This is a genomic window from Enterobacter sp. ODB01 (genome assembly GCF_001623605.1).
Classification (GTDB): domain Bacteria; phylum Pseudomonadota; class Gammaproteobacteria; order Enterobacterales; family Enterobacteriaceae; genus Enterobacter; species Enterobacter kobei.
Genome location: NZ_CP015227.1, coordinates 4,116,574 through 4,138,349 on the forward strand (window position 1 = coordinate 4,116,574; position 21,776 = coordinate 4,138,349).

The 21,776-nt window shown below is 54.8% G+C and carries 18 protein-coding genes and 1 pseudogene; 8 read left to right on the forward strand and 11 right to left on the reverse strand.

Features of this window, described 5'->3' with window-relative positions; translation table 11 throughout:
- Positions 1 to 60 precede the first annotated feature (60 nt).
- Positions 61 to 2,358 carry a beta-glucosidase BglX gene (gene bglX / locus A4308_RS19625; protein ID WP_045280987.1) on the reverse strand — a complete coding sequence of 766 codons (2,298 nt, stop codon included), beginning with the start codon at positions 2,356 to 2,358 and terminating at the stop codon, positions 61 to 63.
- 187 nt (positions 2,359 to 2,545) lie between these two features.
- Between bglX and dld the strand changes: the two genes are divergently transcribed.
- Positions 2,546 to 4,294: a D-lactate dehydrogenase gene (dld, locus tag A4308_RS19630; RefSeq protein ID WP_014884550.1), complete on the forward strand. Its 1,749-nt coding sequence runs from the start codon at positions 2,546 to 2,548 to the stop codon at positions 4,292 to 4,294.
- Between the two features lie 112 nt (positions 4,295 to 4,406).
- On the forward strand, positions 4,407 to 4,961 hold the full coding sequence (locus A4308_RS19635; RefSeq protein WP_014884551.1) for a GNAT family N-acetyltransferase: 555 nt from the start codon (positions 4,407 to 4,409) through the stop codon (positions 4,959 to 4,961).
- A 93-nt stretch (positions 4,962 to 5,054) separates the two neighbouring features.
- Here the strand turns inward: A4308_RS19635 and pbpG are convergent, their stop codons facing one another.
- Complete coding sequence (gene pbpG, locus A4308_RS19640; protein ID WP_014884552.1) at positions 5,055 to 5,978, reverse strand: D-alanyl-D-alanine endopeptidase; 924 nt, start codon at positions 5,976 to 5,978, stop codon at positions 5,055 to 5,057.
- A 167-nt stretch (positions 5,979 to 6,145) separates the two neighbouring features.
- Positions 6,146 to 6,733 carry a Yip1 family protein gene (locus A4308_RS19645; protein ID WP_014884553.1) on the reverse strand — a complete coding sequence of 196 codons (588 nt, stop codon included), beginning with the start codon at positions 6,731 to 6,733 and terminating at the stop codon, positions 6,146 to 6,148.
- A 157-nt stretch (positions 6,734 to 6,890) separates the two neighbouring features.
- On the opposite strand from A4308_RS19645, the gene A4308_RS19650 reads away from it, so the two are divergent.
- Positions 6,891 to 7,463, forward strand: a complete 573-nt coding sequence (locus tag A4308_RS19650; RefSeq protein WP_045280986.1) for a DedA family protein — start codon at positions 6,891 to 6,893, stop codon at positions 7,461 to 7,463.
- A 60-nt stretch (positions 7,464 to 7,523) separates the two neighbouring features.
- On the opposite strand, the gene A4308_RS19655 is transcribed toward A4308_RS19650, so the two are convergent.
- From A4308_RS19655 to dusC, 3 genes are all read right to left on the reverse strand, one after another.
- Complete coding sequence (locus A4308_RS19655; RefSeq protein WP_072251791.1) at positions 7,524 to 8,288, reverse strand: SDR family oxidoreductase; 765 nt, start codon at positions 8,286 to 8,288, stop codon at positions 7,524 to 7,526.
- Positions 8,289 to 8,338: 50 nt separating this feature from the next.
- Positions 8,339 to 9,757, reverse strand: a complete 1,419-nt coding sequence (mdtQ, locus tag A4308_RS19660; RefSeq protein ID WP_045280984.1) for a multidrug resistance outer membrane protein MdtQ — start codon at positions 9,755 to 9,757, stop codon at positions 8,339 to 8,341.
- A 151-nt stretch (positions 9,758 to 9,908) separates the two neighbouring features.
- Positions 9,909 to 10,841 (reverse strand): tRNA dihydrouridine(16) synthase DusC, encoded by a 933-nt coding sequence (dusC, locus tag A4308_RS19665; protein ID WP_023330920.1) that lies wholly within the window; start codon positions 10,839 to 10,841, stop codon positions 9,909 to 9,911.
- Positions 10,842 to 11,009: 168 nt separating this feature from the next.
- On the opposite strand from dusC, the gene A4308_RS19670 reads away from it, so the two are divergent.
- The 5 genes and pseudogenes from A4308_RS19670 to A4308_RS19690 all read left to right on the forward strand — a co-directional run bounded on the left by A4308_RS19670 (position 11,010) and on the right by A4308_RS19690 (position 15,466).
- Positions 11,010 to 11,405 (forward strand): CidA/LrgA family protein, encoded by a 396-nt coding sequence (locus A4308_RS19670; RefSeq protein ID WP_014884558.1) that lies wholly within the window; start codon positions 11,010 to 11,012, stop codon positions 11,403 to 11,405.
- A pseudogene (locus A4308_RS19675) lies at positions 11,402 to 12,096 on the forward strand (CidB/LrgB family autolysis modulator). Before A4308_RS19670 ends, A4308_RS19675 begins: the two are co-directional and overlap by 4 nt.
- A 129-nt stretch (positions 12,097 to 12,225) precedes the next feature.
- Entirely contained in the window at positions 12,226 to 13,110 is an 885-nt protein-coding gene (gene cdd / locus A4308_RS19680; protein ID WP_045280983.1) for a cytidine deaminase, read from the forward strand.
- Between the two features lie 127 nt (positions 13,111 to 13,237).
- Entirely contained in the window at positions 13,238 to 13,957 is a 720-nt protein-coding gene (gene sanA / locus A4308_RS19685) for an outer membrane permeability protein SanA (protein WP_014884561.1), read from the forward strand.
- Between the two features lie 120 nt (positions 13,958 to 14,077).
- A complete protein-coding gene (locus A4308_RS19690; protein ID WP_063308757.1) occupies positions 14,078 to 15,466 on the forward strand; it encodes a glutamine synthetase family protein in 1,389 nt (462 codons plus the stop codon).
- Positions 15,467 to 15,514: 48 nt separating this feature from the next.
- Here A4308_RS19690 and mglC read toward each other — a convergent pair whose 3' ends face one another.
- The 5 genes from mglC to yeiB form a co-directional block, all read right to left on the reverse strand.
- Entirely contained in the window at positions 15,515 to 16,525 is a 1,011-nt protein-coding gene (gene mglC / locus A4308_RS19695; RefSeq protein WP_013097952.1) for a galactose/methyl galactoside ABC transporter permease MglC, read from the reverse strand.
- 15 nt (positions 16,526 to 16,540) lie between these two features.
- Positions 16,541 to 18,061: a galactose/methyl galactoside ABC transporter ATP-binding protein MglA gene (gene mglA / locus A4308_RS19700; protein ID WP_014884563.1), complete on the reverse strand. Its 1,521-nt coding sequence runs from the start codon at positions 18,059 to 18,061 to the stop codon at positions 16,541 to 16,543.
- Between the two features lie 79 nt (positions 18,062 to 18,140).
- The gene (gene mglB / locus A4308_RS19705; RefSeq protein ID WP_014884564.1) at positions 18,141 to 19,139 is read right to left on the reverse strand and encodes a galactose/glucose ABC transporter substrate-binding protein MglB; all 999 of its coding nucleotides are present in this window, start codon (positions 19,137 to 19,139) and stop codon (positions 18,141 to 18,143) included.
- A 295-nt stretch (positions 19,140 to 19,434) separates the two neighbouring features.
- Positions 19,435 to 20,457, reverse strand: coding sequence for an HTH-type transcriptional regulator GalS (gene galS / locus A4308_RS19710; protein ID WP_014884565.1), 1,023 nt, complete (start codon positions 20,455 to 20,457; stop codon positions 19,435 to 19,437).
- Positions 20,458 to 20,612: 155 nt separating this feature from the next.
- Entirely contained in the window at positions 20,613 to 21,770 is a 1,158-nt protein-coding gene (gene yeiB / locus A4308_RS19715) for a DUF418 domain-containing protein YeiB (protein ID WP_023337545.1), read from the reverse strand.
- Positions 21,771 to 21,776: the final 6 nt, after the last annotated feature.

Consider the following 21,776-nt stretch of genomic DNA (forward strand, 5'->3'; position numbering starts at 1 on the left):
TTTTTAGCATAAGGTAAGATGCATCCCCCGCAGGACGGGGGGATGCAAAGGCAGGAAAGGTTACAGCAGTTCGAATTCGCCTTTATTCACGCGAGCGGAGTCCACCCCGATAAAGACGTTAAATTTGCCGGGTTCCGCATCGTATTTCATCTGCTGGTTCCAGAACTTCAGCGCATCCACGTCAATCGGGAAGCTGATGGTTTTGGTTTCACCCGGCTTCAGGTCAACCTTTTCGAAACCACGCAGCTGCTTCACGGGACGACTCATCGACGCAGTGACATCCTGCACGTACATCTGAATCACCGTTGCCCCTTCGCGCTTGCCGGTGTTGGTCACCTCGACGCTGGCGGTCACTTTGCCATCACGCTTCAGGGTCGGGGCCGACATTTTCACCCCGGAGACCTTGAAGGTGGTGTAGCTCAGACCATAACCAAACGGATACAACGGGCCGTTGGCTTCATCGAAGTAACGTGACGTGTACTTGTTCGGCTTGTCGGCGTTGTACGGGCGACCGGTGTTCAGGTGGCTGTAATAAACCGGGATCTGCCCGACGGAGCGCGGGAAGGACATCGGCAGCTTGCCGGACGGGTTGTAATCGCCAAACAGCACGTCGGCGATAGCGTTACCGCCTTCGGTACCGGCGAACCAGGTTTCCAGAATGGCATCTGCCTGCTGGTCTTCTTTCACCAGCGCCAGCGGACGACCGTTCATCAGCACCAGCACCAGCGGCTTGCCGGTGGCTTTCAGGGCGGCAATCAGATCGCGCTGACTCTGCGGAATAGTGATATCGGTACGGCTGGAAGCTTCATGCGCCATCCCCTGCGCTTCGCCCACGACCGCGACAACAACGTCCGACTGCTTAGCCGCGTTTACCGCTTCGTCGATCATCTCTTTCGGCGTGCGCGGATCGACCTTCACCGCTTCCTCGTACTGGTTGAGGAAGGTGACGATGTCTTTATCATTGGTGACGTTTGCCCCTTTGGCGTACACCACTTTGGCGTTTTCACCGACGGCGCTCTTGATACCGGTCAGCACGGTCACGGACTGATCGGCGACGCCTGCCGCAGACCAGCTGCCCATCACGTCGCGTTTGCTGTCAGCCAGTGGGCCCACCACGGCAATGGTGCCGGACTTTTTCAGCGGCAGCGTGTCGAGGCGGTTCTTCAGCAGCACCAGGCTTTCGCGCGCCACATCACGCGCTTCTTTGCGGTGCAGGCGGCTTTCAGCATTGGTGTCCGCCGGGTCGGAATCCTTTGGCCCCAGGTGGCTGTAAGGATCGTTAAACAACCCCATGTCATATTTCACGTTCAGCACGTGGCGCGTGGCATCGTCCAGCTCCGCCATCGTCACCTTGCCGCTCTTCACCAGCCCCGGCAGGTATTTGCTGTAGTATTCATCGCTCATGCTCATGTTAATGCCAGACTTCAGCGCCACGCGCACGGCGTCTTCCGGGTCGGATGCAGTGCCGTGTTTGATCAGCTCTTTAATCGCGCCGTGGTCAGACACGGTGATGCCCTTAAAGCCCCACTGGTCACGCAGCACGTCTTTCAGCAGCCACGAATCGGAGGTCGCCGGCGTGCCGTTCAGCGAGTTAAGCGCCACCATCACCGCGCCGCTGCCTGCATCCAGCCCTGCCTTGTACGGCGGCATATAGTCGTTGAACAGGCGCTGCGGGCTCATGTCGACAGTGTTGTACTCTTTACCGCCCTCCACTGCGCCATAGGCCGCGAAGTGTTTGACGCTGGTCATCACCGAATAGCGGTCTGCCGGGCTTTTGCCCTGCATCGCTTCCACCATGGTTTTGCCCATCGTGGCGGTTAAATACGTATCTTCACCGAAGCCTTCCGATGCACGGCCCCAGCGCGGATCGCGCGAGACATCGACCATCGGAGCCCAGGTCATGTTCAGGCCGTCATCCGCCGCTTCATAAGCCGACACGCGACCGACGGTTTTCACCGCATCGAGGTTAAAGGAGGAGGCCAGGCCGAGACTGATAGGGAAGACGGTGCGCTGGCCGTGTACCACGTCATAGGCGAAGAAGAGAGGGATCTTCAGGCGGCTAAGCGCCATTACCTGATCCTGCATTTTGCGGATATCCTGGCGGGTGACGGTGTTAAAGATGGCGCCCACCTGGCTTTCTTTGATCATCTCCCGGATGGCCTCTTTCGGGTTATCCGGGCCGACGCTTATCAGACGCAGCTGGCCGATCTTCTCATCAACCGTCATCTTTTTAAGCAGTTCCGTGACAAATGCGTCCCGGGCTTCAGGCGTAAGCGGGTGATTGCCAAACAACTCATCTGCCAGCGCAGGCTGCAGCGCCAGGCTGACGGCGACACCTAAAGAACATATCCATCTCATGTCGTTACTCTCTCATCATTAACCGCCGGAAGAAGGCCACCGGTCCGGGCGAAAAGCGCAGTGTGCCATAAACCCTCTTTTGCTTGCAGGGTTATTCTCTGATTTTTCTCATGAATAGTAGACCGCGAAACTGTTAATCGCGCTATGCTTTACAGCGAGAAATTTGCCCCACCACAAGGAGTGGAAGATGTCTTCTGTTCGAACTGACGATAACAAAACATTCATTAACGAACTGTCGCGCCTGGTTGGCTCCTCTCACCTGCTCACCGACCCGGCTAAAACCGCCCGCTACCGTAAGGGTTTCCGCTCCGGTCAGGGCGAGGCGCTGGCGGTAGTCTTTCCGGGCACGCTGCTGGAACTGTGGCGCGTGCTGAGCGCCTGCGTTGCCGCCGACAAGATTATATTAATGCAGGCGGCCAACACCGGCCTGACCGAAGGTTCTACGCCGAACGGCAACGATTACGATCGTGACATCGTGATTATCAGCACTCTGCGCCTCGACAAGCTGCATCTGCTGGATAAAGGCGAGCAGGTACTCGCCTTCCCAGGTACCACTCTTTACTCGCTGGAAAAAGCGCTTAAGCCGCTGGGACGCGAACCGCATTCGGTGATCGGCTCCTCCTGCATTGGCGCCTCGGTCGTCGGTGGGATCTGCAATAACTCCGGCGGCTCGCTGGTGCAGCGCGGCCCGGCTTACACCGAGATGTCGCTGTTTGCCCGTATCAATGAAGACGGCAAGCTGACGCTGGTGAACCATCTGGGAATCGATCTCGGCGTCACGCCGGAACAGATCCTCAGCAAGCTCGACGACGATCGCGTGAAGGATGAAGACGTTCAGCACGATGGCCGCCACGCGCACGACCATGACTACATTACCCGCGTGCGCGATATTGAAGCCGATACGCCGGCGCGCTATAACGCCGACCCGGACCGTCTGTTTGAGTCCTCCGGCTGTGCGGGCAAGCTTGCCGTTTTCGCGGTGCGTCTCGACACCTTCCCGGCAGAGAAAAAGCAGCAGGTGTTTTATATCGGCACCAACCAGCCTGAAGTGTTAACCGAAATCCGTCGTCATATTCTGGGCGAATTCACCCACCTGCCGGTGGCGGGCGAATATATGCATCGGGACATTTACGACATTGCCGAGCGTTACGGCAAAGATACGTTCCTGATGATCGACAAGCTCGGCACCGACAAAATGCCGTTCTTCTTCACCATGAAGGGCCGCACCGATGCGATGCTGGAGAAAGTGTCGCTGTTCAAACCTCACTTCACCGACCGCTTTATGCAGAAGCTGGGCAACGTTTTCCCGGCGCATTTGCCGGAGCGAATGAAAACCTGGCGTGATAAGTACGAACATCATCTGCTGCTGAAAATGGCCGGGGACGGGATTGCCGAAGCGCAGGCCTGGCTGACCGACTTCTTCAAAACCGCCGAAGGGGATTTCTTCGCCTGTACCCCTGAAGAGGGCAGCAAAGCCTTCCTGCACCGTTTTGCCGCGGCGGGAGCCGCTATCCGTTACCAGGCAGTACACTCCGACGAGGTGGAAGATATCCTGGCGCTGGATATTGCCCTGCGCCGTAACGACACCGAGTGGTTTGAGCATTTGCCGCCGGAAATCGACAGCAAGCTGGTGCATAAGCTCTATTACGGCCATTTTATGTGCTATGTCTTCCATCAGGATTACATTGTCAAAAAAGGAGTTGATGCCCACGAACTGAAAGAGCAGATGCTCGCCCTTCTTCACGAGCGTGGCGCACAATATCCTGCGGAACACAACGTCGGGCATCTTTATAAAGCTCCTGACGCACTTAAGCAGTTTTATCGCGAGAATGACCCTACAAACAGCATGAACCCCGGCATTGGTAAAACAACGCGGAAGAAATACTGGAAAGAGAGCCCAGACGCGGAGCAGCACTCAACGCAAGCGTCTGATTAATTACTACAGCCAAATTTGAGAGATTGTTTAGCGCTTGTTAATCGTAATAGAGTAGCGGTCTGTCGCCGGAGAAACGTTTCTCCGGCATGCGATCACGAGGAGCAGGCACATCATGTCGGCTGTTGACGTTTTATCCGAAACCGAACTGGAAGTGCGCGACGCCCTTCCCGATGATGTGCATGCCATCACCGCAATTTATGCCTGGCATGTGCTTCACGGACGCGCGTCCTTTGAAGAAGTCCCCCCGACTATCGACGAAATGCGCCAGCGTATGAAAAGCGTGGCTGAGAACGGTTTACCGTGGCTCATCGCACTGTATCGCGGCATCGTGGTGGGTTACTGCTATGCCAGTCCTTACCGACCGCGACACGCCTACCGCTATACCCTGGAAGAGTCGATTTACGTGGACGCCAGCACCACCGGCCGCGGTTTTGGCACGGCATTAATGGATGCGCTTATCGCACGCTGCGAACAAGGCCCGTGGCGGCAGATGATTGCCGTAGTGGGAGATGGCAATAACAACGCCGGTTCGTTGCGGCTGCATAAAAAGCATGGCTTCGAGATTGTCGGTCAGCTGCGCAGCGTGGGATACAAGAAAGGCGACTGGCGGGATACGGTGATTATGCAGCGCCCGCTCAACGACGGGGACTGGACGCTGCCGGAATAAAAGCAAAACGGTAACCTGGGTTACCGTTTTTAGTGTGTTCTCCCTCTCCCTGTGGGAGAGGGTTGGTGTGAGGGCATCAGCGCGCAGAGGTACCTAATCGTTCTGCGCCGTCGCCATCTGCTCCGCTTTCTGCTTTTTATACGTCAAAGCCGCGGCCGGTACAGGCTGCACTTTCCCGGTCTCAATCCAGGTCCGCAGGCGGCTCGCATCCGCAAAGTGAGTATATTTCCCGAAGGCATCCATCACCACCAGCGCCACCGGCTTACCGTTAAACACGGTACGCATCACCAGACAGTGTCCTGCCGCGTTGGTGAATCCGGTTTTCGTTAGCTGAATGTTCCAGTTATCCCGGTAAACCAGATGGTTAGTGTTGCGGAACGGCAGCGTATAGGCCGGGTTGGCAAAGGTCGCCATCTCTTCACGGGTCGTGCTGAGTTGGCCAATCAGCGGATACTGCTTGCTGGCAATCAGCAGTTTCGTCAGATCGCGGGCCGTCGAGACGTTGTTAATCGACAGCCCCGTCGGTTCAACATAGTGCGTATTGTTCATCCCCAGCGCTTTGGCTTTAGCGTTCATCGCGCGAATAAACGCGTCGTAACCGCCAGGATAGTGGTGCGCGAGGCTCGCGGCCGCACGGTTTTCGGATGACATCAGCGCCAGCAGCAGCATGTTTTTACGGCTGATTTCGCTGTTCAGGCGCACGCGAGAGTAGATCCCTTTCATCTCTGGCGTGTGGCTGATATCCACTTTCAGTTTTTCGTCCAGCGGCAGATGGGCATCAAGCACCACCATCGCGGTCATTAATTTGGTTATTGAAGCGATCGGGCGCACCAGGTCCGGATGGCTGGCGTAAATCACCTTATTGGTGTTGAGGTCGACAATCATCGCGCTGCCGGATGCAATTTGCGGCTGGGCAGCAGCAGTGGTCACCGCGGGCGTTTTAGCGACGGCTGGCACAGCAGCGGACGCCCCCAGCAACAGCGCCAGGCTAAGTAAAGAGACTCGGAATTTCAGCATGGTGAGACTTCTGATAATTATTCACGCACGTAATGACGTACACCGCCTGCGTCGACGGATAAACGCAGGCTGGCTTCGGCATCATAGCCGTCACAGTGCTTTGTCGCCAGCGGATAATCGTGAACAGATGCTGCATTGCTGGCATTTACGCCAGCAATGCAGTGAGCTTAAAAGAGACGGTATCCATAACCCCAAAGAATAACCGTCAGTGCCAGTAACGCCTCCAGCACCAGCACACCGATAGCCAGTGTGGAGCTGGAGAAGCTCAGCCCCTCTTCTTTGTTGATATTCAGGAAGGTTGGAACCCCCAGATACAGCAGATAACCTGTGTAACAGAGAGCAATCGTACCGATCAGTGCGCACAACCAGACCAGTGGATACAGTGCAACAATACCGCTTAAGAACAGCGGGGTCGCGACGTATCCAGCGAAGACCATACAGCGCGCCAGCGATGGACGTTGCGGATAGTTACGTGCCATCCAGTGAATGACGCGCCCCATGACCGCCACGCCCGCCAGCATCAGGCCATAAAAGAGAATGGCAAGATAAAGCCCGGTAAACCAGGAAAGCTGAACCACGGTGCCGTCACCGAAATTCCAGCCGATTTGTGTTGTGCCAATAAACGCGCATATTACCGGCACCGCGGCCATCAGCAGCACATGGTGGGTGTAATGATGCGAGACCGTTTCGTTCTCACTTTTGATGACATGCATTTCACGATCGGGATGGGAGAAAAGTCCCCAGACATGGTTCATAGCGCCCCCTTGTTGTCGGCCCGTCAGCGATACCTTAAGTATAATGCAGGCTTTAGATTATTTTATGTACAGTGGGAAATTTCCGTTGATTTCCCCGCTGTTGATTCATGGGGTATATGATTAAACGAGGTACGCTGAGGGAGATAACATTTACGTAATGGATATTAACGCACTCATTGAACAATATGGCTATGCTGCGCTGGTCATTGGTAGCGTGGCAGAAGGTGAAACCATCACGCTGTTAGGCGGCGTCGCCGCGCATCAGGGCTTACTGAAATTTCCGCTGGTCGTCGCTGCGGTCGCGCTGGGCGGCATGATTGGCGATCAGCTACTCTACTTTCTGGGTCTGCGCTTTGGTCCGACGCTTCTCAAGCGTTTCGCTAAACACAAAAAGAAAATTAACCGCGCGCAGCGCCTGATCCAGCGCCACCCTTACCTGTTCGTCATAGGCACCCGTTTTATGTACGGCTTCAGGATAATCGGGCCGATACTGATTGGCGCCAGCCGTCTGCCCCCGAAAATTTTCCTGCCGCTGAATATTCTTGGCGCCGTTGCCTGGGCGCTGATCTTTACGACGCTCGGTTACGTAGGAGGCGAGGTGATAGGTCCGTGGCTGCATAATCTCAACCAGCATCTGAAGCACTGGGCATGGTTGCTTGTCGTGGTTGTGGCGGTGATTGGCGTCAGGCTGTGGCTGAAACATCGGGAAAAGGCGCGGGATGAGGCGTAGCCGGATGCGGCCTGATGCCCTGCCCCTCACCCTCTCCCACAGGGAGAGGGCAAAAAGTAGCTATCCCTCCGGCTTAAACTGCGGATTCGCCAGCATAAAACCCCCGTCAACGATAAACGATTGCCCGGTGGTATAGCTGGCGTCGCTGTCGCACAGCCACGCCACCAGGCTGGCGATTTCTCTCGTATGCCCGGGGCGCGCCAGTGGGATTTCCGGCATTGAGCCTTCTTTCACTTCGCTGTCGTCCATATCGTTCATGGGTGTGGCAATGGCACCCGGCGCAACGGCATTCACCAGAATGTTGTGCTTAACCAGTTCTATCGCCATGGATTTGGTCAGGCCGCCGAGCGCATGTTTCGCAGCGGTGTAGGCGCTGGCCTCCGGCAGCGGCGAGTGCTCATGCACCGAGGTAATGTTGACAATTCGCCCTCCTTCCCCCTGCTTCACCATCTGCCGTGCCGCAATCTGCGAACAGAGAAACGCACCGTCCACGTCGACGGTGAAGATGTTCCGCCAGTCGTCAAACGGCATCTCCAGGAAGGGCGCTTTGGTCATCGCCCCGGCATTGTTAACCAGCACGTCCAGCCGACCGAAACGCGCAATCAGCACGTCAATGGCTTCAGCACCTTCCGGGAGCGTGCTTAAATCGAGATGGACAGCCTCTGCTCGCTGCCCCTTCGCTTCCACTTCACGGCAGGTTTCCAGCGCACCTTTTTCATCAGAATGCCAGGTAATGCCAACATCAAACCCGCGCTCTGCCAGCATCAGGGCCGTGGTTTTACCAATCCCGGAATCCGATGCGGTAACAATCGCTACTCTGGTCATACTCACCTCCTGAAAAACAGCAAAGAGATAAGTATAGATAACGCATCTTTTTAGCCGTGATGATAGCCGCCCCCCAGCGCCGACGTTAGTTGCAGCGTGGCGTCGATATACTGTCCTTTCAGCATGACCGTCTCAAGGTGTTCTTTAAGCGCCGGGATTCTGACTTCGCTGACCCGCGACCCCGCAAGGATACCTGCCCTAAAACGAGCCTGCGCCAGCGCCACTACACGTGCCGCGTCTTTTTCGACCTGCTGCTGGTGACGGTTTTTTGCCGTCAGGGTTTCGACTTCGCTGGCCGTACGCGCCACCTGATTCACCGCCTCCACCACCGCTTTGTTGTAGTTCGCGACAGAGAGGTTATTCTGCGCTTGGGCACTATCCAGATTGGCGTTCAGCCTGCCGCTGTCGAAAATCGGCAGGGTCAAACCGGCGGTCACGCCCATCTGCTGAGCGGAAGAGCGGAACAGATCGCTGAGGTGCAGGGCATCCTGCTGTAAGAAGGCCATCAGATTCACGTCAGGATAGAACGCGGCTCTGGCGGCCTCCACCTCGCTCAGGGAGGCTTCGATATACCAGTGCGCCTCCTGAAGATCCGGGCGGCGCGCCAGCAGTTCATATCCCAGCGTTGAAGGGAGCGAGGCTTCTGTCGCAGGCAACGCATGGCGCGTAAGCGCTATGGCCGATGTACCGGTCAACGCAGTCAGTCGCGCCTCAATGGCCTTCATTTTGCCCTTCACGTCCGCTAACTTTTCATCCGTTTTGCTGGCATAAATATCGGTTTCGACGCCCTCCACCGAGGAGGTAATACCGTGCTGATACAGTTCACGATCGGCATCGATAATATTTTTCTGCTCCTGCTTAATTTGGGAAAGGACATCCCCGGCAGCGGCCTGGGTCTGCCACGCCCAGTAAAGGCGCGCAACGCTGCTGGCAAGCAGCTGGCGAGTCTGCTCCAGCTCCGCTTTTTGCGCATTCACTTTACCGATACGCGCGGCAATCCGGGCGCGATTTTTCCCCCACAGATCCAGATCCCACCCCGCCGTGAGGCCGAAGGTGCCATTGGTGTACCATGGGCCGGTCGTTCCCGCTGCCGGATCGGTCAGCGCGAACGGGCCCATCAGGCCTTCTGCCGACATTTTCTGCCGTTCAACATCCGCAGAAAAATCCAGTTGTGGGCCATCGGCAGCAATAGCGGCCTTCGCCTGTGCTTCCGCGAGCGTAATACGTTGCCGGGCAATTTGCATATCCGGGGCATCCGCTATCGCTTTCGCAATAAGCGCATTCAGCTGCGGGTCGTTATACTCTTTCCACCATTCGTTTTTCGGCCAGTCTGCATGGTTAAGTCGGGTATTTACAGATGCAGCTGTCGCCTGCGTTTTTATTGGCGCTACCGTGGAATGTTCCGGTGCGCACGCAGCCAGCATAAAAACAAGGGGAGCACTCAGAGATAAAATAAGAAAACGTTTCATTACGCCATGCACTCAAAAAATAAAGGCGCAACTTACGCTTGATGACTTTCCGTTTTTTAGTAACGCGTGGCAATCCGCAAATTGTTATACATTTACATAATCAGCAAAATATTCACCCAGTGAATTATTTAAATTTAAATATTACCGCTAGTTATTTTGACTGAATGACCCGCGCAATTTCAGCCGACGTCTGGAGCGTGCGGATCGCCTGAAATAACCCCAGCGCTTCGCTGTATTCTTTACGTAAATAGCTCAGCCACTGCTTGATGCGCGCGACGTGATACAAACCGGTATCACCCTGCTTTTCCAGACGGCTGTATTTTTGCAGCAGCGTCACCACGTCAGCCCATGGCATACGCGGTTCGTTATATTTCACGACGCGACTGAGGTTGGGAACGTTCAGCGCACCGCGGCCAATCATCACCGCATTGCAGCCCGTCTCTTTCAGGCATGCCTGCGCGCTTTCGTAATCCCAGATTTCGCCGTTGGCGATCACCGGGATAGTGAGCCGTTTGCGGATCTCGCCAATCGCCTGCCAGTTAATACGCTCAGCTTTATAACCATCTTCCTTGGTGCGGCCATGCACCACCAGCTCGGTGGCCCCAGCCTGCTGCACCGCATCGGCAATTTCAAACTGCTTATCTCCGCTGTCCCAGCCCAGACGAACTTTCACGGTGACCGGCAGATGCGAGGGTACCGCCTCGCGCATGGCTTTTGCGCCGCGATAAATCAGCTCAGGATCCTTGAGTAGCGTTGCCCCGCCGCCGCTGCCGTTGACCAGCTTTGACGGACAGCCACAGTTGAGATCGACGCCATACGAACCCAGCGCCACGGCCCTGGCGGCGTTTTCCGCCAGCCATTCAGGATACTGGCCTAACAGCTGGATCCGCACCAGCGTACCGGAAGGCGTCCGGCTCTGGCGGTGCAGTTCAGGACAGAGACGGTAGAATGACTTTTCTGGCAGCAACATATCGACCACGCGCAAAAACTCCGTCACGCAGAGATCGTAATCGTTCACCTCGGTAAGCAGCTCGCGCACAAGAGAATCGAGCACGCCTTCCATCGGGGCCAGTAAAACACGCATTCTGAGTACCTGTGAAAAAAGACGCGCTATAGTAGCTGCTCTGTATGTATGTGGAAAGCCCGGCGTTCCATTCCGGAATGTCTGGTATGCACAAAATTCATGATGTGATCCGTGGCACATTTTCAGGTTTAATTGTATGATGAATGCGTTTCATCAAGGACTATCACCATGAGCAAATCATTGAACATTATCTGGCAATATCTGCGCGCATTCGTCCTGATTTACGCCTGCCTGTATGCCGGGATTTTTATCGCCTCGCTGCTGCCTATCACCATTCCTGGCAGCATTATCGGCATGCTGATCCTCTTTGTTTTACTGGCGCTGCAAATTCTGCCCGCAAAGTGGGTTAACCCCGGCTGTTTCGTCCTCATCCGCTATATGGCGCTGCTTTTCGTGCCCATCGGCGTCGGGGTCATGCAGTATTTTGATTTGCTCAAAGCCCAGTTCGGCCCGATTGTGGTCTCCTGCGCGGTTAGCACGCTGGTGGTTTTCCTTGTCGTGAGCTGGAGTTCACATCTGGTACATGGCGAACGTAACGTCATCGGGGAGAAAACAAAAAAATGATGGCTAATATCTGGTGGTCTCTGCCGTTAACCCTGCTGGTCTTCTTCGCCGCGCGTAAACTTGCCGCACGCTTCAAAATGCCGCTGCTCAACCCCTGCTGGTGGCGATGGTGGTAATTATTCCTTTCCTGCTGCTCACCGGCATCCCTTACGAACGTTACTTTGCCGGCAGCAAAATTTTAAACGACCTGTTGCAGCCCGCCGTTGTGGCCCTCGCCTTTCCTTTATATGAGCAGCTGCACCAGATCCGCGCCCGCTGGAAATCCATCATTACTATCTGTTTTGTGGGCAGCCTGGTGGCGATGATCACCGGCACGTCGGTAGCGCTATTGATGGGCGCTTCGCCACAAATTGCGGCCTCTATTCTGCCTAAATCGGTGACCACACCTATCGCAATGGCGGTAGGCGGCAGCCTCGGCGGGATCCCGGCCATCAGCGCGATGTGCGTCATTTTCGTCGGTATTCTCGGCGCGGTGTTTGGTCACACCCTCCTGAACGCGATGCGCATCCATACTAAAGCGGCGCGGGGATTGTCGATGGGCACCGCCTCGCACGCCCTGGGTACCGCCCGCTGCGCGGAGCTGGACTATCAGGAAGGGGCTTTTAGCTCCCTGGCGCTGGTGATCTGCGGGATTATCACCTCCCTGCTTGCCCCGTTCATTTTCCCGTTGATTCTGGCGGTGATGGGCTAAAATTTGCGATGCGTCGCGCAAATTTCATTTTGATTTCATAAGTTGCATACATAATGAGAAGTGGATCACATATAAAGCCCCAGCGGCTCCGTAAACTACCGATCCATTAACCTTTATGAGGCAAACGCCATGCACCCACGTTTTCAAGCTGCCTTCGCTCAGCTTGCAGAGAATTTGCAATCAGCCCTTGCTCCCGTCCTGGCAGATGCACTTTTCCCCGCCCTGCTGACGGCAGAGCAGGTCACCATGCTGAAACAAGCAGCGGGACTGGATGAAGACGCGCTGGCTTTCGCACTGCTGCCCCTGGCTGCCGCCTGCGCGCGTGCCGATCTCTCCCACTTCAACGTCGGCGCTATTGCGCGCGGCGTCAGCGGAACCTGGTACTTCGGTGGAAACATGGAGTTCCTGGGCGCAACCATGCAGCAAACCGTTCATGCGGAGCAGAGCGCCATCAGCCACGCCTGGTTGCGCGGTGAAAAGGCCCTGAGCGCCATCACCGTGAACTACACGCCGTGCGGCCACTGCCGTCAGTTTATGAACGAGCTGAACAGCGGGCTGCAACTGCGCATCAACCTGCCGGGACGTGCGCCACACACGCTGGGCGATTACCTGCCGGATGCCTTCGGCCCGAAAGATCTGGGCATTAAAACGCTGCTGATGGACGAGCAGGATCATGGTTTCGCCCTGTCCGGCGATGACCTGAGCGAAGCGGCCATTCGTGCGGCTAACAAGAGCCACACTCCGTACAGTAACGCCCCAAGCGGCGTGGCGCTGCAGTGTCGCGATGGCCGTATCTTCACCGGCAGCTATGCGGAAAACGCCGCGTTTAACCCAACGCTGCCGCCGCTGCAGGGTGCGCTCAACCTGCTGAGCCTGAACGGCTACGACTACCCCGACATTCAGCGCGCAATTCTGGCCGAAAAGGCCGATGCGCCACTGATTCAGTGGGATGCCACCGCTGCGACGCTCAAGGCGTTAGGCTGCACGACGATCGACCGCGTACTGCTGGCATAAATCCTTCCGGCGGACAAAAATGTCCGCCACATTGCTGAAAAACCCCTCAGTTGAGTCGCTGTTTCTTGCGCTAACCAGACGGGTAAAGTAGCCTGAGTGAACTTTCATCCACGAACGAGCCATCTCCATGTTAAAGCGCGTTTTTTACAGCCTGTCTGTCCTGGTCGGCATACTGCTGTTGATCGTGCTGGGTCTCGACCGCTGGATGAGCTGGAAAACCGCCCCTTACATCTTTGATGACCTGCAGGACCTGCCCTATCGCCAGGTGGGCGTGGTGCTCGGCACCGCCAAGTATTACCGCACCGGGGTGATCAACCAGTATTATCGTTACCGAATTCAGGGCGCGCTGAACGCTTACAACAGCGGCAAGGTGAACTATCTGCTGTTAAGCGGTGATAACGCGCTGCAAAGCTATAACGAACCGGTGACGATGCGTAAGGACCTGATTGCCGCAGGCGTGGATCCTGCCGACATCGTGCTCGACTACGCAGGCTTCCGCACCCTCGACTCCATCGTGCGCACCCGCAAAGTGTTCGACACCAACGACTTCATCATCATTACCCAGCGTTTCCACTGCGAGCGCGCGCTCTTTATTGCGCTGCATATGGGTATTCAGGCGCAGTGCTACGCGGTGCCGTCGCCTAAAGATATGCTGAGCGTGCGCGTGCGCGAATTTGGCGCGCGTTTTGGCGCGCTGGCGGACCTCTACATTTTCAAACGTGAACCGCGCTTTTTAGGCCCGCTGGTGCCGATTCCGGCGATGCATGAAGTACCGGAAGACGCGCAGGGTTACCCGGCTGTAACGCCAGAGCAGCTGCTTGATATGCAGAAGAAAGAGAAAAAATAGCCCGCCTTTATACTTTCTTTACGCCGGGCATGCTGCTTTTTATCCCCCGTTTACGCCGCCCCATTTAAGCTGAGTTCACTGCCGCTACGGCTTCATTGAAGAATGACTATGAACTCGATAATGAATGCGTTTTTCCTCAAAAGTATCCGTCCGTATTTTAGCTTTCCCGGTTTATCACTCCCTGGCGCACTCAACTCAGGTCTGTGGCTTGATGAAAAAATTAATGCCCTGCAGCACAACATTTCCGTGGAAGTGGCGGATTATCTGGAGCGTTACCCGCAGACAAAACATGTTGACGTTTACCTCAACGATATCAACGGCATTATGCGCGGCAAGCGTCTCTCGGTAGAGAGCATGTTGAATCTGGAAAAAGGCTGCTACTTTCCCCTCTCCGTCTACTCGATGGATCAGAAAGGGAAAATAGCCGCCCTGCTGGATGATGAGCCGGATCGACTCTGCATCCCTGTCGCCGGTTCCCTGCGCCCCTCTGCACAAGATCCGCAGCACAACGCGCAGATCCTGCTGACGATGAAAGACAGCGATGGCGCCCCCTGCCCGCTTGAGCCGCGCGTGATACTGCAGAACGTACTGGCCCGCTTCCACCAGCACGGGCTGTTCCCGGTGATTGCCCCGGAAATTGAGTTCTACCTGACGGGGCAGGATACCCATGAGCCGCAGAATCAGGGTTGCTTTCATATGGATACTTCGGCAGAACATACGGCGCTGTTTGACGAACTGGAACAGCTGGCACACCTTCAGCGCATCCCGCTGACAGGGATCGTCGCGGAAGCCGAATCCGGCCAGTTCGAGTTAAACCTGAAGCATAGCCACCGCGTCGTTGAGGTCTGCGATAACGTACTGGCCCTGCGCCGCCTGACCCGCTACGTTGCCGAAAAGCACGGCCTGCAGGCCAATTTTATGGCCAAGCCTTTCAGCCAGCAGTCCGGCAGCGGTTTGCATTTTCATTTCAGTTTGAACAATAGTCAGGGCGAAAACGTCTTCGCTTCACCAGTGAATGCGCTTAACAGCATGATGCGTTTATGCATCGCAGGCCAGCTGGCGCTGATGCCCGCCTCTGTCGCCATTCTGGCGCCGGGCGTCAACGCGTTTCGCCGCCTGCGTAAAAACCTGACGGAACCCGTCTTTAACTCCTGGGGCTATAACACCCGCTCCGCCGCATTGCGTATTCCCTGCTCGGATGACAGCAACCGTCGTATTGAGTACCGACTGGCCGTAGCGGATGCCAATCCGTATCTGGTCGCCGCAACTATCCTCACCGGCATGCTGTACGGGCTGGAAAATATCGAGGAGGACGGTTTACCTGAACCTCAGCATGATGAACCCGCACTGCCGCTGTTTCAGCAGGAGGCGATTGAGACATTTTCCCGCTGTCAGTATCTCACCGACAGCCTGGGAGACGCTTTTTCCGAACAGTGGGTGGCCTGCAAGCTTTCAGAGCTCGACTGGTTTGAAAGCATTGTAACCCGCGAAGAGTCACGTCTTGCGTAGGACAAAAAAAGCCCGCTCGGTGAGCGGGCCAGGTAAAGCACGTGACGATTACTTCTTACGTGCGTACTTCAGTGAATCCAGCGCAACGGCGAAGATAATAATCGCGCCTTTAATGATGTACTGCCAGTACGGGTTCACGCCGATGTAGGTCAGGCCGTAGTTGATCACGGTGAAGATGATCACACCGGTGACCACACCGAGTACGGTACCCACGCCGCCGCTGAAGGAGACGCCGCCGACCACACAGGCTGCAATCGCATCCAGTTCGTACATAAAGCCGAGGTTGTTGGTTGCAGAACCGATACGCCCCGCTTCCAGCATCCCACCGAAGGCGTAGAACACCCCGGACAGGGCATAGATCATCAGAAGGTTCAGGGCCACGTTGACGCCGGAAACTTTCGCCGCTTCCGGGTTACCGCCGATAGCAAAGATGTTTTTACCAAAGCGCGTTTTGTTCCACAGGATCCAGACGAACGCCACCGCGATCAGCGCATAGAAGGTGATATACGACAGGCGGAAACTGCCCAGCGCGATAAACCCTTGCGTGAAGGTTGAGAAGCCGCTGTCAAAGCCCGAGATAGGAGACGCGCCCACGAAGTCGTAGTAGAGGGAGTTGATACCGTAAACGATGATCATCGTACCCAGCGTGGTGATAAATGGCGTCACGTTCAGGTAAGCGATGATGATACCGTTGATCAGACCAATCACCGCGCCGATGGCGCAGACAATCAGGATCACCACGAAAATCGGCATGGTCGCCATTTCCGGGAAGACCTTGTTGGCGTTTTCCATCGACTGCAGCAGGGTTGCCGCAATAACCGCCGCCAGGCCGACCTGACGACCGGCAGAAAGGTCAGTACCCTGGGTGACGATAAGGCCCGCCACGCCCAGCGCAATGATAATACGCACGGAAGACTGGGTCAGAATGTTACTCAGGTTCAGCAGACTTAAGAACGTAGGGTCCTGGAAAATGATAATGGCCAGCAGGACTAAAAGAACAACGTAAATTCCGCCTTCTTTCAGGTAAGTGAGAAAACTTTTTTTATTTAACGCACTCATGAGGAGCCCCTGATCTTAAAGGTGCAAAGACGCAAGACGCAAAATTTCGTTTTGCGTTGTCGTTTTGGTGTCAACAATACCGGCAACGAGACCATTGCTCATAACCAGAATACGGTCTGTGATCCCTAACAGTTCCGGCATTTCGGAAGAAATAATAATGATCCCTTTATTCTTTTTCGCCAGCTCGGCAATCAGCTGATAAATTTCAAACTTCGCGCCGACGTCAATGCCACGGGTAGGTTCATCCAGCATCAGAATTTCTGGCTGGGTTAATAACCAACGTCCGATAATGACTTTTTGCTGGTTACCCCCCGAAAGCGAACCAATTTGCGTGCGGTGGCCAGGCGTCTTCACGCGCATGGAGTCAATCACCCACTGGGTATCGCTCTTCATGCGGGAGTTATCCAGCAGTCCGACTTTATTTTTGTAATTACGAATATTAGAAATTAACGAGTTAAAGTTAATATCCAGATAAGCATAAATACCCGTAGAACGACGTTCTTCCGTTACCAGCGCAAAACCGTTATTAATGGCTTCGTTGGCATTGTGGTTGTTAATTTTCTTTCCGTGCAGCGTAATGGTGCCCTGGGCCTTCTCACGGATACCAAACAAGGTTTCCACAATGTCGGTACGCTTTGCCCCCACCAGACCGGCAATCCCCAGGATTTCGCCTTTGTGCAGGTCGAAGGAGACATCGCGGATGGACGGCTGACGCAGCGAGGTGAGATTGCGCACTTCAAGAATCACTTCACCCGGCTTGTTCTCTTTGTCCGGGAAGCGCTGGTTAAGGGAGCGGCCAACCATCATGGCGATGATCTTGTCCATATCCAGCCCTTCCAGCGGCTGCGTGGCAATCCACTGGCCGTCGCGCAGGATGGTAATCTCATCGCACAGCTGGAAGATCTCTTCCATTTTGTGAGAGATGTAGACAATGCCGCAGCCGCGTTCTTTCAGCTTACGAATAATGGTAAAAAGGTGATTAACCTCTTTTTCCGTTAATGACGATGTCGGTTCGTCCATGATGACGATTTTCGCATCATAGGAGAACGCTTTGGCAATTTCGATCATCTGCATTTGTGAGACGGATAAGGTTCCCACGCGAGCGCGCGGATCGATATCAATATCCAGCTCATCAAAAATCGCTTTGGTGTCACGATACATTTTGTCCTGATCGACAAAGACACCTTTGGTTGGATAACGCCCCAACCACATGTTATCCATAACGGAACGTTGCAGTACCAGGTTTAATTCCTGGTGAACCATCGAGATACCGTTTTCCAGTGCTTCTTTCGCTGAATGGAAATCGATCTCTTTCCCCTGAAAAAGAATGCTGCCAGAATCTTTTTGATAGATCCCAAAAAGACATTTTAATAATGTTGATTTACCCGCACCGTTCTCCCCCATTAATGCATGAATAGAGTGAGGACGGACTTTTAAATTAACATTATCGAGTGCCTTAACACCGGGAAATGACTTGTTAATACCGTTCATTTCCAACAAGTATTCACCGGTTGACTGAGTAGTTGTGCTGACCATAATTATACCTTGTTGGCCTCGCATATCGCGTTATAAAAGGGCGCAACGAATTGCGCCCAGTGGAGACAGGTTAACTCACTTATTTACCGATAAACTCAGCCAGGTTGGACTGGTCTACGCCCACGTAAGGTACGCGAACGATTTTGTTGTCAATTTTCCAGCTGGTGCCATCTGCCGCGCCTTTACCGTCAGCGAGGTTTTTCGCCAGATCGAAGGTGGCTTTCGCCTGGTTATTGGCATCGTTCAGAACGGTACCGGCCATCGCGCCAGATTTAACCAGCGCCAGCGCTTCTGGCAGGGCATCCACACCGAATACCGGAATGGACGATTTATTGTGGGCTTTCAGCGCTTCTACCGCACCCATTGCCATCGCATCGTTGTTGGCGATAACCACTTCGATTTTGTTCGCGTTAGGGCCGGACAGCCAGGCATCCATCTTATCTTTCGCCTGGGCGGTATCCCACATCGCGGTATCTAATGCCAGCTGCTGGGTTTTCAGGCCCTTATCATTCAGCTCTTTGATAACGTAAGTCGTACGCGCTTCAGCATCCGGGTGACCAGGTTCGCCTTTCAGCAGAACGAACTGGATCTGACCGTCTTTGTTCAGGTCCCAGTTCGGGTTCGCTGCCCAGTGTTTCGCGATCAGATCGCCCTGAATAATGCCGGACTCTTTGGAGTCAGTACCGACGTAATACGCTTTGTCATAGCTATCCAGCGCTTTACGGGAAGGTTCTTTGTTGAAGAAGACGATTGGCACATTCTGGCCGCGCGCTTTTTCAATTACCGTGCCTGCTGCAGCCGGGTCAACCAGGTTGATCGCCAGGGCTTTCACGCCTTTCGCCAGCAGAACGTCGATCTGGTCGTTCTGTTTGGACTGGTCATTCTGGGAGTCATTCATCAGCAGCTGTACGTCTGGCGCTGCTTTCGCATCTTTCTCGATAGCTTTACGTACAACAGACATGAAGTTGTCGTCGTATTTATAAATCGTCACACCAATACGGGTATCTGCAGCGTGCGCTGCTGCACCAAAAAGCATGCTTGCCATTACAGCAGACAGGGTCAACACCTTCTTATTCATGGTATCTCCGGTTTTTTTTATGCAGGGTAGTTCTGGTGAATAACGAGCGGCAGGCAGATGTTAATAAAACGTTACTGACAGCCGACGTTCACTTATAAAATTTCTCTCTTCCGTGGTCGGTAACGCTCCAGAAATGCGTTTTATTCGTTGTTTGCGGCACATTGGCTACTGTTAAAGTGAATAATCACCGTTACATAGCGTTTCAGCTGCTAAAACGCTGACATCATAGTCAGCGCCTTGTTAAGATACTGTGAATTTACTCACAGATTGAAAACGGTTACATCACCTCATGTAATCAGTTAGTGATCGGAGCCACAATTTGCCGCGACGCGACGGAATGTCGACGCACCAGGGTTGGCATGAAGCAATGCGTCGCCCCAGGATCCAGCAGCCCTGCGGCTCCCTGTAACGCCAGTTCAGTAGCCAGTTTTGCCATAGAAGCAATGGGATAGCGCACCGTGGTCAGCTGCGGGTCGGTGTAACGGGCGATCGGAATGTCGTCAAAGCCAATCAACGACAAATGCTGCGGCACCGCAATGCCGTTATCTTTCAGTGCCGTCAGCGCGCCTGCTGCCATGCTGTCGTTATACGCAAACACCGCAGAAAGCTGCAGATTGCGGCCCAGTAGCTCCACCATTGCCGCCTCACCGCCCTGCATGTCAGGCGTACCGGTGCCGATCCAGCTCTCTGATGCGGTAATGCCGTGTTCTTTCAGGGCGTTTTGCCAGCCCTCACGCCGGTACGCGTCATCTTCAATTTGATGGCTGGAGGCAAGATAACCGATCCGCTGATGGCCGTTATTGATAAGCATTTTGGTGGCCATCATGGCGCCGCTGACGTTATCCAGCCCAACACAGCGGTGGGCATAGCCCGGCACAATCCGGTTAATCAGCACCATGCCCGGTATCTGTTCCATAAACCCGGCAAGCTCTTCATCACTTAAGGCTTTGGAGTGAACAATCAGGGCGTTACAGCGCTGGCGAATCAGTACTTCGATGGCATGACGCTCTTTCTCCGCCTCATGATAGCTGTTGCCAATCAGCACATATTTTTGATGCTGCTGGGCAACCACATCGACCGCTTTCACCAGCGCACCGAAAAAGGCGTCTGAGACATCCATCACCACCACGCCGATGGTATCGCTGACCTGCGTGGCAAGCGCCTGCGCGTTGGCATTTGGCCGGTACCCGAGCTGGGTCACGGCTTTCATTACGGTTTCACGGGTTTCAGGGCTCACCAGCGCACTGTTGTTCAGTACGCGGGAGACGGTAGCCACAGAAACGCCCGCCAGACGGGCGACATCACGAATGGTGATCATATTCACCATCCTTCAAAGGATTGCAGCAACTCACAGACACCCCCTGTGTTTAGCAAGGTGGCTATTTTGGCAGCGAGAGAAAAGGGACTACGTGAAGAAGCTCACAGTCATGAAAACGCTTACATCCGTTTTGTTAATGATTGTGATCCAGATCGTTATCTGGATGTATTACTCAATGATACCCCTGAAGCATGTGCGGTTAACTGACGCCACACCCACTCCAGCGGCCCCTGACGGAAATAACGCAGCCAGATAACGGAAAACGCCAGATTAACCGCCCAGATCGGAATAACAAACGCCAGCAGCCCGAGGCGGTCGAATTTCATAAACAGGCCAAAGCGATAGAAAATCGTGGTGCATATCAACGTTTGCAGGAGGTAATTGCTTAACGCCATGCGCCCGACGCAGGCGACTGCGCTGACAAGCCACAGGCGAGAAAGCTGCGGCCAGAAGCCATATATTAGCGCCGCGTAGCCGATGGTCTGGAATGGCGCGCTCAGTTCACGCGGTACCTGGAGCAGGAAAGCGCACCAGCGATAATCCCAGTGAATGTGCCACTGTATCATCACCGACGGGAGGTTTATCAGCACACCGAGCAGAACCAGCCCCGCCCCGGTGCGACGATAATGACGCAGGCTGAACTCCCCTTTCAGCCACCCGGTGCGCATCAATGACGCCCCCATCAGCATCATCCCTGCCAGCTGCCAGCCGTATTGCGCCCCCAGCGCAAGAAGGTTATCCCCCAGCATATCCGCCCGGTTGCTAATGGCTTCCGTACCGCCTTTTAGCTTCCAGAACTGCTCGTACTGGAGGTTTGCAGCATCCGGGATCCAGGAACGGTTGGTCGCTTCGCCAGAGATCATCCCCAGCAGCAGCAGCACCCCAAGCCCCATGAGGTAGAGCATCACGCCGGTGTTAAACAGGCTTTTCACGCTGTGCGCATCACGAATGAGACGCCAGCAGATAAGCCCGACTAACCCATATGCGAGAAGAATATCGCCGTCCCAGAAGAACAGACCGTGGATAAAACCGAGGATCACCAGCAGGGTTAAGCGCGACTGGATCCAGCGGGTGCCGCGTTTAAGCAGAAGCTGTAGTCCTGCGCCAAACAGCAGGGCAAAGAGCGTGAGGAATTTAACCTGGGCAAACAGATCAAGGATTGCCCAGGTCCAGGCATCGCTTCGGGTGATATCGCCGTACCAGGCGGGATTGAGATAAGCGGCCTTCGGCAGACCGAAGGCGCTGATATTCAGCAGCAGGATACCCAGTATGGCGACGCCGCGAACAAAATCGAGCGTGACGTTTCGCTCCATGGTCCC

What these genes read in the sequence shown, in the direction of transcription:
- bglX (WP_045280987.1), bottom strand. Translation starts at nt 2,358, where the DNA reads ATGAGATGGATATGTTCTTTAGGTGTCGCCGTCAGCCTGGCGCTGCAG.
- dld (WP_014884550.1), top strand. Translation starts at nt 2,546, where the DNA reads ATGTCTTCTGTTCGAACTGACGATAACAAAACATTCATTAACGAACTG.
- A4308_RS19635 (WP_014884551.1), top strand. Translation starts at nt 4,407, where the DNA reads ATGTCGGCTGTTGACGTTTTATCCGAAACCGAACTGGAAGTGCGCGAC.
- pbpG (WP_014884552.1), bottom strand. Translation starts at nt 5,978, where the DNA reads ATGCTGAAATTCCGAGTCTCTTTACTTAGCCTGGCGCTGTTGCTGGGG.
- A4308_RS19645 (WP_014884553.1), bottom strand. Translation starts at nt 6,733, where the DNA reads ATGAACCATGTCTGGGGACTTTTCTCCCATCCCGATCGTGAAATGCAT.
- A4308_RS19650 (WP_045280986.1), top strand. Translation starts at nt 6,891, where the DNA reads ATGGATATTAACGCACTCATTGAACAATATGGCTATGCTGCGCTGGTC.
- A4308_RS19655 (WP_072251791.1), bottom strand. Translation starts at nt 8,288, where the DNA reads ATGACCAGAGTAGCGATTGTTACCGCATCGGATTCCGGGATTGGTAAA.
- mdtQ (WP_045280984.1), bottom strand. Translation starts at nt 9,757, where the DNA reads ATGAAACGTTTTCTTATTTTATCTCTGAGTGCTCCCCTTGTTTTTATG.
- dusC (WP_023330920.1), bottom strand. Translation starts at nt 10,841, where the DNA reads ATGCGTGTTTTACTGGCCCCGATGGAAGGCGTGCTCGATTCTCTTGTG.
- A4308_RS19670 (WP_014884558.1), top strand. Translation starts at nt 11,010, where the DNA reads ATGAGCAAATCATTGAACATTATCTGGCAATATCTGCGCGCATTCGTC.
- cdd (WP_045280983.1), top strand. Translation starts at nt 12,226, where the DNA reads ATGCACCCACGTTTTCAAGCTGCCTTCGCTCAGCTTGCAGAGAATTTG.
- sanA (WP_014884561.1), top strand. Translation starts at nt 13,238, where the DNA reads ATGTTAAAGCGCGTTTTTTACAGCCTGTCTGTCCTGGTCGGCATACTG.
- A4308_RS19690 (WP_063308757.1), top strand. Translation starts at nt 14,078, where the DNA reads ATGAATGCGTTTTTCCTCAAAAGTATCCGTCCGTATTTTAGCTTTCCC.
- mglC (WP_013097952.1), bottom strand. Translation starts at nt 16,525, where the DNA reads ATGAGTGCGTTAAATAAAAAAAGTTTTCTCACTTACCTGAAAGAAGGC.
- mglA (WP_014884563.1), bottom strand. Translation starts at nt 18,061, where the DNA reads ATGGTCAGCACAACTACTCAGTCAACCGGTGAATACTTGTTGGAAATG.
- mglB (WP_014884564.1), bottom strand. Translation starts at nt 19,139, where the DNA reads ATGAATAAGAAGGTGTTGACCCTGTCTGCTGTAATGGCAAGCATGCTT.
- galS (WP_014884565.1), bottom strand. Translation starts at nt 20,457, where the DNA reads ATGATCACCATTCGTGATGTCGCCCGTCTGGCGGGCGTTTCTGTGGCT.
- yeiB (WP_023337545.1), bottom strand. Translation starts at nt 21,770, where the DNA reads ATGGAGCGAAACGTCACGCTCGATTTTGTTCGCGGCGTCGCCATACTG.